Consider the following 17,337-nt stretch of genomic DNA (forward strand, 5'->3'; position numbering starts at 1 on the left):
GACGAACAATTAGAAGAACTCGAAGCACCTAACCCTGATTTTATTCGCGAAATACCAAAAGAATATATAGAAGGACTAGCACGTGTAGAAGCTAGAGAAGCAAAAGAGGCTGCTGAGTTAAAAGTTCAAAAAAAAGTAAGTAAAGAAAAAATGGAACAACAAATTGCAGATGCAGTTAAACTAGCTGTGGCAAATAGTCATACATTACAACTTGCATCTCTAGACCCAGATGAACAAGCTGAAACCTCAAGCAATATAGATGTAGACTGGTCTAAATCAAGTGCACAAGATATTACAGTATTTTACCCAGGCACCGCCTCTATTGAGTGGATTTTAGGTCGAAAACATGGTGGCAAACGAGCATTTTCTAAAGGTGATCGCTGTGTTGAATGTCATGGAGAAGAAACCGATGTTATCGGACAAACAATCGTATCAGGTGAAAGCGAAAAAAACCTTGAACCTAATGTGATCCCAGGAAAACGTGGCAGTATCCCTGTTCAAATTGATGCAACTCATGATAATGAACATCTATATCTACGTTTTAGTTGGGTTGATGGCGAACATGCACCTGTGCCATTTGTTGAAGGCGGTAAAATGGATCCTGAAAACCCAATGAAACTAGCCTATATGTTAGCGACCGATGACGTTGAATTTGCCGATAGAGCGGGGTGCTGGGGATCTTGTCATGCAGATGTCGATACTATGCCATTTGAACCAAGCGGTGAGTCACTGTTAAATTCAGACTTAGCGCAACGACTTAATCTTAATGCAGGTATTACAAAGTATATAAAAGAATCACGTGAAAAACTTGAAATTAAAGGCCGCAAGAAAAAACCTTTGGGTGGCTGGGATAAGCTTAAAGACGATGCCGAAATTCAAACCGTAAATGATTCTGGTTTATTTATGGATTTAATCAGATATAAATCAGGAACAGGTGAAATCGAAGACGGTAAAATTCTTGAAAAACGTGATATGCACGGTGGTCAAGGTTCTGAAGTTGAAGCGTCACTTAAAGCGGGCACTTGGTCTGTTGTGATTAAACGTAAACTAAGATCGGATAGCCCAGGAGATGTAAATATAGAGCCTGGAAAAGTATACAACTTTGGGTTTGCGATTCATGATGATTATTCTAGTGCACGGTACCATCATGTATCTTTAGGCTATAAGTTAGCATTAGATAATCCTGATGCAGAAATTAATGCAACACAACAATAAAATCTAGATGTTAAAGTTGATATCCCCAAAGCATGACAATTTATTAGTCATGCTTTTTATTTTTATAACCTAATCTTAGTAAAAATTAAAATTTAACTTATACTTAAATCAAACAAAGCAATTGGTAATAGAATATGTAGTTATATAGGAGGATTATTTGAAGCTTAAAATCTATATATACACTTTTTGTATTATACCTAATCTTGTTTTTGCAGATATCACAGATAATTTTCGTTGGTCTATAGATTCAAGTGCCCGTTACAACGATTATTCAGAGCCAAATAAATCTAGTCAAATCTACTTTATAGGTTTAGATACCCATAAAGTTTTCTCTAATAACAATGGTGATTTTGCCTATAGTGTTATGCAGTTTTATTATACAAAGCTCTCCAATCAAAACCCTTACCCATTCATGTTTGACTCACCAAATGATGGAAAAATTATTGTTCGAGAAGCGCATGTAAATTACACACCTTCACATTTTTTAATACCAAATATACGTATTGGACATTTTACACTGCCTTTTGGCTTAGAGGATAGTAATGACACAAATGGGAGATTACTTGATTATGGACACGGTTCAACCCTTGGTACCAAATTAGATTGGGGAATACTATTAAATAAAGTACATGATAAGTTTGAATATAAAGTCAGCTATACCTTAGGTGGTAAAAATGATCCTAAATCTGTTGATGGTTCGTATTTATATACTGGTCGCTTTAGTACTTTAAGCCATCAAGATTATATATTTGGCTTGTCTTTTTACTTTGGTGAACTTGATAACAATGAGCGTCAAAGAGTGTCATTTGATTTACAATACTATTATCAAACTTGGGGTGTAAAAGCAGAACTAGCACAAGGTCAATTTAACGACGATGATCAACGCTATGCTTTAATAGAGCTTAATAAACAGTCAATTGATGATTCAAAAAAGATATATGGACAATATATTTACAAAGATAGTGACAGCTTTGAAGAAGCGCAAAGTCTTGCATTAGTTGGATTTAGCTACCAGTTAAATACACAGTTAGAAGCAAGTATTGAGTTTAAAAAACAACTGGTGCAAGTAAATGATGGTAAAAGTAGTATATTCAGAGCGCAAATAAGATATAGGTATTAATATGAAATATATAATTATCTTTTTATTATTTATTTTTGTCCCAAATGTACTTGCTGAAGCTTATTGCGCTTTAAGAGATCCTGTTGCACAAATAAAACTATTATATCCAACAAAATCAAACCAACTTTCAATCGTTAAAGAAATCAATGAAGGCGTCAGGCAACAAGTAAAAATTGCTTTGCCTAATAATGACCTGCATTTTGGAGAGTTAGGTAAACATACGCTTTATGTTGTATTACAACAGCAAACAAAGCTTGGATATATACATGTTAGATCTGAGCAAAGTAAATGGGGACTAGTTGAAATCATTTGGGCAATAGATAAAGACTATCGTATTAAAGATTTTGCATTTCAACGTAGCAGAAGTCCTAAAAAGAAATTGATTGACAATAAGTCATTTAAGAATATGTTTATAGGTAAGAATTTAGCACAATTAAAGGAGTATTTAAATAAAGATGGTATTACAGCCAATCAAAAATTACTCTCAGTTGCCCCTAATGCGCCAGAGCTTGCCAATGTTGTTTTAAGATGTGCATTAAAAACATTATTATTAACACAATTGGTATGGCAGGACGAATTAGAAAACACATTAAAATAGAAGAATAAAAAATTAATGAAAATATCACATTATAACCAAATAATTTCGGTTGCAACTCTGTTGATAGGCAGTTGCATATTTGGTTTTATTTGGAGTAAATACCAAGACGTTGAATATCAATCTCGTGTACATTATCAATCGAGTATATCACTGAAGTCTTTCCAACATTTTTCTACTATGTTTCAAATATGGCTTACAACCCAAGATTTATTTTTCTCTGGAAAACAAACTTATTTAGCGCAAGGTATACAACAACAAACGGATATTTTACTTAAAGAGTTAAATGCTTTGTCAGTGATATCACACAGTCAATCTTCAGATTTAAATCAATTAATTTCAATGATTAAAAGTAACGATGACATTATCGCTTCTATACTTACTCTAAATAACCCAAAAGATAAAAAGTGGGATTTAGCAATAGAAAGTTCGGATGTGATTACGACAAATACTATTGGACTCATCGAACGATTAAAAAGTAATTATGAAGCACAAGAGTTAAACTTAGCTAATAAACATAAAAATGCGATTAATAAGTTGAAAGCATGGGTATCAGGTTTAATTGCCATATATTTATTCATGATCATATTTGGTACACGCTGGATCAGCAAAAATATTGTAAAGCCACTAGAGAATATTACCCATATTGCGAATAAACAATTAGATACTGAAGAAGACATTGAATTTGTACAACACTATGGTCCGCAAGAAGTCATTGAGTTATCTGAAACCATTCAAAATTTAACGCAACACATTAAATTAGAAATAACCAAAGCTGAATTGCAAAGAAATAATGCAGATGAAGCTAATAAACGTATCACTAGCATAATGAATTCAGTGCCTACTTCAATTATTTTAGTAAATGAAACAGGGATAATTAAGGAAACAAATAAAGCAGTTAATAAACTATTTGAAGCTGATGATAAGGATATTCTTAATAAAAAAATTGGTCATTTTTTACCAATTTTAGCTATGGTAAATGGTAACTTTGATAAAAATAGCGCAACAAAAACAATGCAAGAAGGTATTTTATCTTCAAATATAAAAAAACCTTATATTGAATACTCAGGATGTTTAGTTTCTATTTTTGGTGAAAATCATTATTTAATTGCAATAAGTGATATTAATGATAGAAAACACGATCAATTGGCTTTATCACAATTAAATCAACAATTATTGCATGCTGAAAAAATGGCATCCATAGGTCAGTTAGCAGCAGGTATCGCCCATGAAATTAATAATCCTATTGGTTATATACGAAGTAATATCGAGATATTAACTGAGTATTATGAAGTGATCATGGATTTTAAAAAACTTGTCATTGAAAATAAACCATCAACTGAAATTGAAACTTATTATCAAGAGCACGATCTGGATTATATTTTTAATGATATTGAAGCTGTTATCAAATCATGCCAAGACGGAACAGGTAGAGTATCAAAAATAATCAAAGACTTAGGTAGTTACGCTCATCAAGACAATGAAAAAATGGAACCTGTAAATATCGATGAGCTAATAAACAAGAGCTTAGTATTAGTTGCAAATGAACTAAAATATAAGGTAGAGCTTATTACACAACTTGAAGCGTCTTCTGTAATTTATGGCTACCCGCAGAAACTACAACAAGTCTTTATTAATCTATTAGTGAATGCATCTCATGCAATACAGAGTTCTGGCAAAGTATGGATCACAAGTAAACTTATTGATTCTGAGGTTAATATTTGTATTAAAGATAATGGTCATGGTATTTCTTCAGAAAATATGAAAAAGTTATTTGACCCTTTTTTTACCACTAAACCAGTAGGTAAAGGAACTGGGCTAGGTTTACATATCGTCAGCTCAATATTAGAGGAGCATAATGGACATATAACTGTGAGTTCTACATTAGGGCAGGGTACTGAGTTCACATTACATTTACCATTAACACATAGTTAATAAAATAATTAATACACTAATATTTGGTCAAAATACGCAACTTATAAAATAAGCAATTTCATAATACATTGATTTTTAATTAATAAAATAATGGAATGGAGTTTGCCTTTATAAATAATTAAAACAATCAATATTTATAAAGGACTAATCTATGAAACAAATGAAAAAAATAGCAATTACATTAGTAGGCGGTTTTTTACTTTTAATCGGCCTTTTATTTATTATTTTACCAGGCCCTGCAATTATCGTTATTCCATTAGCCCTTGTTTTGTTAAGTAAAGAATATCCAATAGCAAAGCAGTGGTTACGTAAATTTCAGCGATACTCACGTACAAGTGCACAAAAGTTAGATGCGTTTTTTTCAAAAAGATAAATCAAAACATTTAAAATGTCTTAATGATACCTTTAATAAGTGCAGCAGTTTGTTCTGGCTTTTCTAATGGAAACATATGACCTGCATCTGTAAACTCTACTGTATTGATAATATTTTGCTTGGCAAAGCGTTTTACCGCTTTGCCAGTACATACACCATTTTGAGCATAAATTAATGTTGCAGGGATATTCAACTTACTTTTATAACTGCCAAGATTAACAGGTAGCGTTCTAAAAACTTCAGTTTCCACCTCAGCTGAGAATAATAACTCTTTTTTTTGATTTCTGTTAACAAACCCATGGTTTGCATAGTCAGATAAACAACGAATATCAAAGTTTTTAAATAATGATTTGTGCTTAAACTGTTCTACCATATTAGTATTTAATGGCCATTGCTTACGTCTTATATTTGATTTGCCCGCAGGGGATATTTTATCGAATAATTTTGTACCTTTAAGTAACTTCATCATAAAAGCTGTTGTGCCTGTAAAAGCCGGTGGATCTAGCATAATAACGCCTTTAAAAAGGTCAGGTCTTTGACATGCTGCCATAAAGGAAATAACACCACCAAACGAATGTCCAATATTAATTACTTTTTCATGCTCTCGATTAAGTGCTTTTTTTTGTTTGATCACAAACGCGATTAACTCATCAACAAGGTATTGCCAATTATGGGTAATAGAATATAAAGGGTTATGCCCATACTTTTCTAGTGCAATAACTTTAAAGTCATCGCTAAATAAATCTAAAAATGTATTGTAACTTTTAGCAGGGAAGCCATTAGCATGCACAAAATTTATGATGTCATGTTTCATTTTAAATAATCAACCGTAGAGTTATTGCTCTATTTTAAATTAATAAACAAAATAACAATAATTTCATTTAATAGCGAATTATTTTCGGTCCACTATTTAAGTGAACTAAACTTATATATAAGTAAGGCTAGATGAAGTTATAGACTCGCATCTAACCATGCCTAGGTATATAATATATCGCGATTATTTTTGGGTATGTGTATGGAACGTAATAGAGTTGTATTAGTAGATGTTAATGATACTGAATTGGGTACTGCTGATAAGATGCAAGCCCATGAAAAAGGTTTATTGCACCGCGCATTTTCTATTTTTGTTGTACGAGAGACTAATGGCGTAAAAGAAGTATTATTACAACAGCGAGCATTAACTAAATATCATTGTGCCGGATTATGGAGTAATACATGTTGTTCACATCCGCAACCAGGTGAAAACATAACACAATCAGCAATTAACCGACTCACTGAAGAGTTAGGCTTTACCGTTAACAACCTTATTTGGGTCGATAGTCATTGTTATAAAGCTAAATTATCTAATGACTTAATTGAGCATGAGTTTGATCATTTATTTGTAAAGCAACTCAGCGAACTAGAGTTTAATAAATTACAAATTCGACCTAATCCAGCAGAAGTAAATGCAATCGACTGGCTAAGTATAGAGCAGATAGAATTAGAGCTTAAAAACACTGCAAATAAATATACTCCTTGGTTTAAAGATACATTTTATAAAGTACTCAATAAATTATAGATATCCATAAGATAGAAAAGATAAATCTCTTCTATGCTGTAAGAGGTTGAAAAAATTTAGAAAGCTTAATCGTCAAACTCTAACTTGGTGGCAACTAAAATACCATTTGAATTTAAAGATCCTTTTACCTTAACTTCAATACCGTTTGCAAGATCGTTTACCGTTCCACCTTTAAAATCCGTAAACTCGTTTGTAGTAACACTATGCCCATCAACTTTGAAGTTAAATTCTGATACAAAATCAGAAAGTATGCCTTCATATTCAACTTTTTCAAATTTAATCTTTTGAGCAACTAACATGTTATTATTAAAATGGCCTTCAACTTCAATATTTACGCCATTTGCTAGCATTGAAATACTACCATCTTTAAACTCTGTATCTTGAGAGACTGAAATACTTAATGTGTCTGAACTGTTAATTTCTAAGTTAAAAATAAATGGAAACTGTAAATTTTCAGAAAATTCAGAATTAACTATCACACCTTCAACTTCATGATCCTCATCATGTTTAAATTCTATTTTTATCGCTAGTATCGTATGTGAGTCTGTTAAGTTTCCCTTAACTTCAACGTTTACCCCCTGAGCCAGATCATCTTTAGTACCATATTTAAATTCAGTATTATCATCAGTATTTATTGTGAATTCACCAATTGTAAATTCTTGTATTGTACTAAAGGTTTCAATAACCCCTTCAATTTCAGACTCATCATCATCAGAATCAAATTCAATTTTTAAAGCAAGTATTGCTCCCGATTCACCTTGCTGACCTTTGATCTCTACTTTTATTCCAGGTGCTAAATCCGACTCTGAGCCGTCTTTATATTCTGTAGCCTCGTTAGTTACAATTAAATGACCATTAACTGTAAATTCAGCACTCGTTTCAAAGCTAGCATCTACAGTGCCTTTTAATTCAACTTTATTACTGTCTTGGTCGTCTTCTTCATATTCAACTTTTAACGCAAGAATACTGCTGTCTTCTTGTTCCATTCCTTTAACTTCAACTTCATCATTATCTTGTATTAAGGCAAAAAATTCTGCTTGTGATACATCATCCCAATATTCAAATTTGGTTAATTCAGTGGTTTGAACCACAATACCTTGAACTTCAAATGTTGTTTCTGTGATATTAGTTAAAGCTCCTTCAAGTTTTACTAAGCTATCCTCTGGAGATACTCTTTTTAATTGACGTATTATAAACTGAGTGTCTTTTTCAAATGCTTTAATTTGAACACGATCATGGATTTCAATATCTGACAATCCAAAGTGTTTTACTTTTAAAGCCGATTTGTCAATAAAATGCGTATGCTTATCAGATATAAAATTAATACCTAAAACTGTTATGGCTGTAGTACCATCAGTTGAATCTACAGGGCCGTTTACTTTTATAATTCCAGGTTTATCAAAACGTATTTTTGTTAAAGTTAAAACATTATCTTCATTTAACTGACCAAATACTTTTACACGTTTATGTAAAACAATATCTGATAGTTCACCATTTTCTAGTGTTGTAATGTCACTCACTATTACAATTTGGTTATTCACCTTAAATTTTAAATCGTCTATATCAATTATTTCAGTAATAATACCATCTAAAGCTATCATTGAGCCTTGGTCAAACTCTATATTTTTAACTTCGACTTTACTTGCAACAAGCGTATTATCATCCGGTGCTAATTCTGATATCACTTTTACACTTTCACCATTGACAAGTTCGCCTTCAACTTCAGCACTGGTGTAATCAATGGTTAAACTATCCAATTTAAAAGTCATTAAATCTGCATTTAAATCTGACATTTCCCCTCTAACAATAAAAACAGAGTCTGTATCATCTAATTTTTTAATTAACGTTGCCAATAAAATATCGTCAGGATTTAAGATTGCGCTAACACCTACAATATCCCCTGGAACTAATGACTCAAAATCAGTATCTTTAAACTCTGTTGATTCATCAGTTAAGATAACCTGTCCTAACACCGTGATCTCTCGCGTCAATAAATTAACTTCTTCAACGGGCCCCCTGACAATAGCGGAATAATCAACTTTATTGGCTTTTGCCATCGTACCATCAGCTGATATTAGACCTACAATTGATACATTCATACCAATATCAAGATCAGAATCAGACCCTGTAGCTGTCAAATCTGTTGTTATAATTGAGTTATCAGTATTAAACCGCGTGCCGTTAACAAACACACTGCCAAAACCTGAGATCACCCCTTGGCTTTGGGTAAGTGCACCATAGATAACTTCTGTATCTAAAGTGATATTGTCGCTAAGTGTGAAACTAATACTGGTATCAAAACCCTGATAGTTAACGCCAGATATAGTGACATCATTCACGGTGGCTGAATAACTGCCGACATCTAAATCAGTTAACTTAATGGAATCAGATATGGTTTGAGTATATCCATTTGGGCCCGTAATTGTAATATTTGCGCTTTGACCATCAGGCAAACCCAAAACAGTCAAATTTAAAATGCCCGCAGTTAATACGGGCTCAATTATAGGTTGTTCTTTAGTACCGGAGGAGCCGCCACAGGATGAAATTAAAAACAATAAAATAATCAAAAGTGAGCGTTTCATTATGACTTATCCTTTATACTTAAAATTCCAGCTTTAAAGTTAAGTTTGCCTGCTAATTAAAAGTTAATTAATAAACAGAACAAATTTAGCCCGATATGACGACTTACCTATAGATAATAGGAAGGATTCAAGTATTTGTCAGTTTTGCTCAACGTTAGATACTTCACTTTTACATAAGTATTTTTTAAATACTTGAGATATTTCATTTTTATCAATGGGTTTTGTTAAATAATCGTTCATTCCTGCGGCATAGGCCTTTTCAAAATCTTGTTTCATTGCATTGGCAGATAAGCCGCAAATAATCAGTTCAGTAAAACCTAATGCCCTAAGCTTAGATGTTGCCGTATAACCATCCATAACCGGCATTTGAATATCCATTAATACAAGATCATAATTATTTATTTCTAAAACTTTATCCAAACCTTGTTGACCATCATTAGAAATGTCATAAGTTAATCCAAATGACTTCAGCACTTTTGTAATAACAATTTGGTTTATCATATTGTCTTCTACGACTAAAATATGACCATCAAACTGTGAAAGGCTCTCTTGCTGGGTCTCATTGCTTATAATAGGTTTAACATTTACAGGTTGTGAAAGTTTGCCAATGAATTGTACAAAATGTTTAAAAGTAAAAGGGGAGAATAGCGTTTCACCTGATAGTTTTAAATCATTAGTTTTTAATGGACTTTTCAATATTTTATCTAAGATCAGTACAATCTTTAAATGTGCGAACTTAACATTAATCTCATCATAAATTTTAAGGTAATCCTTTAAACTATGAATATCAATTAGAATCACTGAAGACTTATATTGTTCTGGTGATATGTTTTTAAGCATCTTAATTGATTGATAATTTACTTTTAAGCCTAAATTTTTAAAATATGAATCAGCTATAAATGGTTCTTTTTTTGAAACAAAGTAATGTAAATTTTCAAGTTCTACACTAAAATCATCTATTTTATTTGGCTCGAAACCTAGCTTAAGACTACAAGTAAAAGTACTGCCTTCACCTAATGTTGATTCTAAAAATATTTCTCCATGCATGAGTTTAACCAATTGCTTGACAATAGATAAGCCTAAACCTGTGCCACCAAATTTCCTGCTAGTAGATTCATCAGCTTGAGTGAAAGAGTCGAATATATTGTATTGTTGTTCTTTGCTTATTCCAATACCTGAATCTTTTATTTTAACATTAAGATTTATCTGCTTAATATCCTGGCTTGGCTCACACTCTATGGATATAATCACTTCGCCATGATGAGTGAATTTAATAGCATTAATACATAAATTGTTTAATATTTGACTGATCCTTAAAGGGTCTCCAATCAGTACTTCTGGTAATTCAGGTGAACAATAAAACTTTACTGATAGGCCTTTATTTTCAGCTGTTACAGCAATATTTGATAAAAAACTTTCAAAGAAATCCGCTGTGATAAACGGCGTTTTTTCTATTAAAAGTTTACCTGATTCTATTTTAGAAAAATCTAATATATCGTTTATTACTTTCATAAGTGCTTGTGTTGAATAAGATATATTTTTTAAATCATCTCTTTGTTCTATTGTTAATTTGCTACTTAACACAATATCTAAAAGTCCAATAATACCATTCATTGGCGTTCTAATTTCATGACTCATATTTGCTAAAAATGCGCTTTTAGATTTCGAGGCGTTTTCTGCTTTTATCTTTTCTTTAACTAGTTCTCGATTTAAGGTTACCTGGGAGGCATTATGTTGCTGCGTTTGTGAAAATAATTTATCTGATTCTAGATTTCTTTCATGAAATGTAATTGCTGCTTTTGCTAAAGTGCCGATTTCATCACTACGATATTTACCTGGCACATCATTTATCTCATTTCTTAGAATCAATTGAGAAAAAACTTCAGTGATATACTTTATTGGCTCAATGATTCTTAACATTATAAACATGCCAATGATCAGCACAAATAATATAGATATAACTGCAATTACATTTTGTATATAAATGACTTCTTGAATTTTACGTTGCAAAGATTCATTTGAAGCAGGTAATTTATCCGTTACTCCTAACAATAGTCTATTTATTAATACTGAAAGTGCGTTAAGTGATTGATACATTGAAAGTTTAATATTTAGTTTATTATCTTGTATCTCTAGCTGATCATTTAAAATTGTATTGAGTGCATTGTTATAGTTATTTAAATGTAATCTTAAAAGTTCTAAATCTTTATTTAATGCAGAAAAATTTAATTTTTCTAAAGATATAAGAACCTGAAACAAATTCGAGACAATTTGATGCTGTTCAGTATAGTGGCTCTGATCTGAATGGAGTTTTTGAATATCCAAAATATGATTTTTAAAATCATATATTAAACTATCTTTAGTAGTGACTACGCTCTGATTTCCATCATTTTCTTTGCTGATCACAAATAGGGCAGTATGAGACAAGTGTGTTTGAAGAACAATCAGAAAAATCAAACTGAAGAATAATAATAGTATCTGAATTCGAATTGAATTTATCATCAATTTTACTTTATGGTATTGGCAAAAACGAGGTTAAGCTAGATATAGAAAAACCTTTAATATTTATTGAAAATGAAACTTTCATAATACCTCCTGTAACCTATGGCCGTATTCAGTTGCTGCAAGAATAGTGACTGAAGAAATCCAAAATAAAATCAACTTTAATTAAAATATCGATGATGAATATTAATTTTACATCTAACTCCTTGTTTCCCTATTTATAAATTAGTTGAGTAAATCGATTTATACAAAAAGTATATGTTTTTTTTAATAAACTCTTTAATTCGACAATGTTAAAAATTAACATTTTAATGACAAAAACCACATAAAGGGGAATTTATTACCTAAATATTACACTTTAATTATTCAGATAAACAAAACAGTAATCTAAAATTAAAATTTAATCTAACATTATCATAACCTTGCATTTTGCATACTTTATGTATTTACATTCATTAACATAACGCTTGTTAATTTAATGTTTCAATTGTATTTTTAGTGTTACCTTGGTGTTCCCATTAAGGGCAGACAACAATTATAATTTGAAACATCCAGGGTAATAAATATGAACAATACATCAACAAAAACCATACTGATGACAGCTAGCGCTTTATCTTTAGCTGTATCTACAGCTTTATATGCTGCACCAAAAGGTGTTCAGCTTACAGATAATGCCATTAATTCAGTTGCATCATCACCTTTACCTAAACGCTTTATTATTAAATACAAACAAAACAGTACTGCTGGAATGGATGACAGCTTTGCAGCTTTTGCTTCTGATAATTTATCAGTGGCATCTACAGTTAAAAGTAAATTACAAAATCTTGGCGGAAAAATAAAAGCTGAGCATAAAAATATTAATATCATTGCTGCAGAATTAAGTGCTTCAGATGCTATCGCATTAAGCTTCGATAGCAATGTTGAATATGTTGAAGAAGATTTACCACGCCGTTTAATGGCACAAAGTGTGCCATACGGTATTGGCATGGTTCAAGCTGATCAAGTAGATGACAGTGTTGCATCTGCAAGTTCTGGCGGTAAAAAAATCTGTGTTATTGATTCAGGTTTAGATTTACCTCACGAAGATATGGGAACTCGTGGCGATACTATCTCAGGTACAAATGATAGCGGTACAGGCAATTGGTATAATCACGGTGGACCACACGGTACGCACGTTGCGGGTACAATTGCAGCACTAAATAATGGCATTGGCGTTCGCGGTGTTATCGGTACTAACCCAAATATGCATATTATTAAAGTATTTAACGAAGCAGGTTGGGGGTATTCTTCTGATTTAGTTAATGCGATAAATACATGTAAAGACAATGGCTCTGACGTAATCAATATGAGTTTAGGTGGTACGGGTTCAAGTATTTCAGAAAAAAATGGCATTCAAGCAGCTTATGATGCTGGTGTTTTACTAATAGCAGCTGCTGGTAATGACGGTGTTGTCACAAAAACGACAGATGTTGAAAGCTTCCCTGCATCATATGACTCTGTAATGTCAGTTGCAGCAATTGATAGCGCAAAAGCGCTTGCTGATTTCTCACAAAAAAATAGCCAAGTAGAAATTTCAGGCCCAGGTGTTGATGTATACTCAACATATCATACAGGCGGTGGTTCTGTTGTTGAAGTTTCAGTAGCCGATGCTGGTTACGCTGCAAATGCGATGGAAAATCAAGGAACTGCCAGTGGTTCTTTATATAACTTAGGTACTGGTGAAGCAATTGATAACGGTGCTTCTGGTCGTATTTGTTTAATTCAACGTGGTAATATCTCTTTTCACGACAAAGTAAAAGCATGTCAAGATAGCGGTGGTGTTGGTGCGATTATTTACAATAATGCAGCGGGTAGTTTTGGCGGTACTTTAGGCGATACAAACGCAACTTCAATTCCTGGTGTGACCGTATCTGATACAGATGGTGCAGCTATGTTAAGCAACATAGGTATGAGCGCAAGTATCAATATTGGTGCTGGTAATTACGGTAAAATGAGTGGTACTTCAATGGCATCACCTCATGTTGCTGGTGTTGCTGCTTTAGTGTGGAGTCATCATCCTTCTTGTACAAATGTTGAAATCCGTAATGTTCTAAATACAACAGCGCAAGATCTTGGTGACTCTGGTCGTGATGTTAAATTTGGTTACGGCCTAGCACAAACTAAAGATGCTATTGATTACATCACTGCAAATGGTTGTGACGGAAGTGGCACAGGACCAGGTCCAGTAGAGCCGCCAGTAGGTAACACAGTACTTGAAAATGGTGTAGCTAAGACAGGTCTAGCAGCAACTACAGGTAATGAGGTAGTTTACACTATGGAAGTACCAGCAGGCGCAACTGATATTTCATTTGCAATGGCGGGTGGTTCTGGTGATGCGGATATGTATGTTAAATTTGGTTCAACTCCTACTGATAGCAATTACGATTGTCGTCCATATGAAAGTGGTAACACAGAGTCTTGTACAGTAACAGAAACGGCTGGTACTTATTATGTTCGTGTGAAAGCATACAGCAGCTTTGCTGATGTTTCTTTAACTGGTACTTATACTGAATCAAGTACTGGTGGTGGCAACGGTGGCGCTGTTCAACCGGTAGACGAAACTGTATCAAATGTTTCAGTAGCAAAAAGAAGCTGGACTCGTTATACATACGACTTAACTGCAGGTTATGCTGATTTAACAGTAGCCATTGCAGGTGGTTCTGGCGATGCAGATTTATATGTTACACAGGGCAAGCAATCAACTAAAACAGCCTATGACTGTCGTCCATATGAAAATGGTAATGCAGAAACGTGTACATTTGCAACACCAGCTGCAGGTACTTGGTACATCGATATTTACGGTTACTCAGCTGCATCTGGTATGACTTTAACATTACAAGCAACACCTGAATAAAATAAACTAAATTTCCCAAATTGAGTTTATAAAGGGCAACATATGTTGCCCTTTTTTTGTTTCCAAAATATTGATTAATTGACTATTTGCTGTCATTTTTAAAGTAACTTTACTTTTCAAGGTGCATTAAATGGCAAATTGGCTAACAGGACAAGTTAAAGCAATAACATGGTGGAATGATAAGTTATTTTCATTAGTGATAAATGCCCCCATCAAAGAATTTAAGGCGGGTCAATTTACTAAATTAGCAATGAACATTGATGGTAAACGGGTTGCTAGAGCTTATTCATTTGTTAATTCACCTGAAGATCAAGATTTAGAATTTTATTTGATTGAGGTCGATGACGGAAGCTTATCATGCCCTCTCGCAAGTTTAAAACCAGGAGATGAAGTTGAAATTTCAGAAATTGCCTCAGGTTTTTTTACGCTAGATGAAGTGCCAAAATCTGACCAATTATGGTTATTATCAACAGGTACTGCAATAGGACCCTTTTTATCTATTTTACAACAGCAAGCTGTATGGCAAAACTTTACTGAAGTGATATTAGTTCATGCAGTTAGAACCCAAGAAGACTTATCTTATCAAGAATTAATTAACGGCTTATGTCAAAAATACTCACAACTTAAGTATGTTTCCGTTGTGAGTCGCGAAGAAAACTCATTAGGTTTGGTGGGCAGAGTGCCTTATCTTTTAGATTCTGGAGAGTTGTTTGATTTTTGTGGCATTACACCCTCGATCAATACGAGCCAATTTATGATCTGTGGTAACCCACAAATGGTTAAAGATACAAGTTCAATTTTAAATCAAATGGGCTACGAGCGAAATCGCCGAAAATCCCCTGGACATATAACGGTTGAGCAATACTGGTGATTTTATAGGTAACTAATTTAACAATATTCATTATGAAGTAGCGTAATCATCTTACTAACAATATCATCAGCAATACTATAATAAATCGTTTGAGATTCTCGTCTTGTTTTAACGAGTTTCTCTTTGCGTAATTTAGCTAAATGTTGAGATAGGCTAGATTGGCTTAAAGGAATAACTTCGTTTAACTGTGTTACCGACATTTCAGAGATGCCTAAATGGCATAAAATAATCAATCTATTTTCATTTGACATCGATTTTAATATAGCCGCAGCTTTACCTGCTTTATCATGCATTTGTGTAATGCTCATTTCTTTCATTTATAACTAATAATATTTTAAAAATATAAGTATATATGACACACAATAAATGCAATAGCATTTTGTAATCCACGATACATTAGAAAACCCTAAATTAGATTTTACTAATGTAAGGTTTTATTGTATTCTAAATGTTCAATATAATACTTCAAGGTATCACATGTTAAATGTTCAACTATATTTAATGCCATTAGTTGGTGGCATTTTAATTGGGTTATCGGCGTTAATTTTAATGATGTCTATAGGCCGTATTACTGGGATCAGTGGGATATCAAGTGGTTTGTTAAAAACAAATCCTGAGGGTGGAAAACTTTGGCGAATAACTTTTATAGTAGGCTTAGTTTTAGGTGCATTTTTATTAGACATTTTCACTCATAACCAGCAAGTATCTACAGATGCACTTTCATTTCCAGTTATTATAGCCTCTGGTTTATTAGTTGGTTTTGGTTCTCATTTAGGCAGTGGTTGCACAAGTGGTCATGGAGTCTGTGGAATAGGGCGATTATCTATGCGTTCAATAATCGCTACTTGTTTATTCATGTTCAGTGGTGCCATTACAGTATTTATTATCCGACATATTATAGGTCAGTAAAATGATTAAATATTTACTTATATTATTATCCGGGATACTGTTTAGCTTTGGTTTAGTTATTTCAACTATGATTAATCCAAATGTCGTTTTAAACTTCTTAGATGTATTTGGTACTTGGGATCCATCATTAATCTTTGTTATGTTGGGGGCTTTAATAACGGTAGCAATTGGCTTTAAAGTTATATTCAAACAAAAAATGCCACTTTATGAAAAAAGGTTTCATATACCAAAAAAACAAAACATTGATGTAAAACTTATCTCAGGGGCGATTATATTTGGAGTTGGGTGGGGATTATCGGGTTATTGTCCAGGTCCTGCAATTGCAAGTATATCTTATGGCATCTTAGAAGTGTTTTTATTCATATTAGCCATGTTAATTGGTTTTAAAAGTTCACAGTGGTTACAGCTAAGTAGTAAAAACTCCTAAGTTTTATCTCAATTGAGAAGTGATTCTCAAAAAAAAGTTATGCTTTATCTGCTAGGATAGGGCTGACGTCAATAAATTGATAAACTCATTCGGTTTTTTACTTAGCAACTTATATGACACCATAACATTGTTTTTTTAATCATTTAAACACTAGCAGACAAACTACAAAAGGTTAATTCGATTTCGGGTTTGCAGCATAAAAATACACTTACAAAAATATTGATAAATGTATCATATTTTACAAATTTATATTTAGACATAAATTTCAATTCAAATTTTAATAAAGATTAAACCCACAACTAAATAATCTAAATAATCTAAATAATCTAAATAACATAGTTTTACTGGCGTTAGGGC

General features: G+C 32.8%; 14 protein-coding genes. 10 read left to right on the top strand and 4 right to left on the bottom strand.

The features are described from left to right. The first annotated feature begins 51 nt into the window (after nucleotides 1–51). From KO527_RS25965 to KO527_RS14220, 5 genes are all read left to right on the top strand, one after another. Nucleotides 52–1,215, top strand: a complete 1,164-nt coding sequence (locus KO527_RS25965) for an ethylbenzene dehydrogenase-related protein (RefSeq protein ID WP_354668624.1) — start codon at nucleotides 52–54, stop codon at nucleotides 1,213–1,215. Between the two features lie 157 nt (nucleotides 1,216–1,372). Further along, a complete protein-coding gene (locus tag KO527_RS14205) occupies nucleotides 1,373–2,335 on the top strand; it encodes a hypothetical protein (RefSeq protein WP_216040943.1) in 963 nt (320 codons plus the stop codon). Between the two features lies 1 nt (nucleotide 2,336). Beyond that, on the top strand, nucleotides 2,337–2,933 hold the full coding sequence (locus KO527_RS14210; RefSeq protein ID WP_216040944.1) for a hypothetical protein: 597 nt from the start codon (nucleotides 2,337–2,339) through the stop codon (nucleotides 2,931–2,933). Nucleotides 2,934–2,948: 15 nt separating this feature from the next. After that, complete coding sequence (locus KO527_RS14215; protein ID WP_216040945.1) at nucleotides 2,949–4,865, top strand: ATP-binding protein; 1,917 nt, start codon at nucleotides 2,949–2,951, stop codon at nucleotides 4,863–4,865. 151 nt (nucleotides 4,866–5,016) lie between these two features. Then, on the top strand, nucleotides 5,017–5,238 hold the full coding sequence (locus tag KO527_RS14220) for a PGPGW domain-containing protein (protein ID WP_216040946.1): 222 nt from the start codon (nucleotides 5,017–5,019) through the stop codon (nucleotides 5,236–5,238). Nucleotides 5,239–5,248: 10 nt separating this feature from the next. Here KO527_RS14220 and KO527_RS14225 read toward each other — a convergent pair whose 3' ends face one another. Next, complete coding sequence (locus KO527_RS14225; RefSeq protein WP_216040947.1) at nucleotides 5,249–6,052, bottom strand: alpha/beta hydrolase; 804 nt, start codon at nucleotides 6,050–6,052, stop codon at nucleotides 5,249–5,251. Nucleotides 6,053–6,253: 201 nt separating this feature from the next. Between KO527_RS14225 and idi the strand changes: the two genes are divergently transcribed. After that, the gene (idi, locus tag KO527_RS14230) at nucleotides 6,254–6,796 is read left to right on the top strand and encodes an isopentenyl-diphosphate Delta-isomerase (RefSeq protein ID WP_216040948.1); all 543 of its coding nucleotides are present in this window, start codon (nucleotides 6,254–6,256) and stop codon (nucleotides 6,794–6,796) included. Between the two features lie 65 nt (nucleotides 6,797–6,861). Here idi and KO527_RS14235 read toward each other — a convergent pair whose 3' ends face one another. Both KO527_RS14235 and KO527_RS14240 read right to left on the bottom strand, forming a co-directional pair. Further along, on the bottom strand, nucleotides 6,862–9,378 hold the full coding sequence (locus tag KO527_RS14235) for a DUF5666 domain-containing protein (protein ID WP_216040949.1): 2,517 nt from the start codon (nucleotides 9,376–9,378) through the stop codon (nucleotides 6,862–6,864). A gap of 138 nt (nucleotides 9,379–9,516) precedes the next feature. Beyond that, nucleotides 9,517–11,880, bottom strand: coding sequence for an ATP-binding protein (locus tag KO527_RS14240; RefSeq protein WP_216040950.1), 2,364 nt, complete (start codon nucleotides 11,878–11,880; stop codon nucleotides 9,517–9,519). Between the two features lie 565 nt (nucleotides 11,881–12,445). On the opposite strand from KO527_RS14240, the gene KO527_RS14245 reads away from it, so the two are divergent. Next, nucleotides 12,446–14,773 (top strand): S8 family serine peptidase, encoded by a 2,328-nt coding sequence (locus KO527_RS14245; protein WP_216040951.1) that lies wholly within the window; start codon nucleotides 12,446–12,448, stop codon nucleotides 14,771–14,773. A 130-nt stretch (nucleotides 14,774–14,903) separates the two neighbouring features. Continuing rightward, complete coding sequence (locus tag KO527_RS14250; RefSeq protein ID WP_216040952.1) at nucleotides 14,904–15,644, top strand: ferredoxin--NADP reductase; 741 nt, start codon at nucleotides 14,904–14,906, stop codon at nucleotides 15,642–15,644. 17 nt (nucleotides 15,645–15,661) lie between these two features. On the opposite strand, the gene KO527_RS14255 is transcribed toward KO527_RS14250, so the two are convergent. Further along, nucleotides 15,662–15,952, bottom strand: coding sequence for a metalloregulator ArsR/SmtB family transcription factor (locus KO527_RS14255; RefSeq protein ID WP_042145420.1), 291 nt, complete (start codon nucleotides 15,950–15,952; stop codon nucleotides 15,662–15,664). Nucleotides 15,953–16,121: 169 nt separating this feature from the next. On the opposite strand from KO527_RS14255, the gene KO527_RS14260 reads away from it, so the two are divergent. Together KO527_RS14260 and KO527_RS14265 are read left to right on the top strand one after the other, a co-directional pair. Next, nucleotides 16,122–16,553: a YeeE/YedE family protein gene (locus KO527_RS14260; protein WP_216040953.1), complete on the top strand. Its 432-nt coding sequence runs from the start codon at nucleotides 16,122–16,124 to the stop codon at nucleotides 16,551–16,553. A gap of 1 nt (nucleotide 16,554) precedes the next feature. Continuing rightward, nucleotides 16,555–16,980 (top strand): DUF6691 family protein, encoded by a 426-nt coding sequence (locus tag KO527_RS14265; RefSeq protein ID WP_216040954.1) that lies wholly within the window; start codon nucleotides 16,555–16,557, stop codon nucleotides 16,978–16,980. Nucleotides 16,981–17,337 lie beyond the last annotated feature (357 nt).

Source organism: Pseudoalteromonas sp. C2R02, from assembly GCF_018860845.1.
Classification (GTDB): Bacteria; Pseudomonadota; Gammaproteobacteria; order Enterobacterales; family Alteromonadaceae; genus Pseudoalteromonas.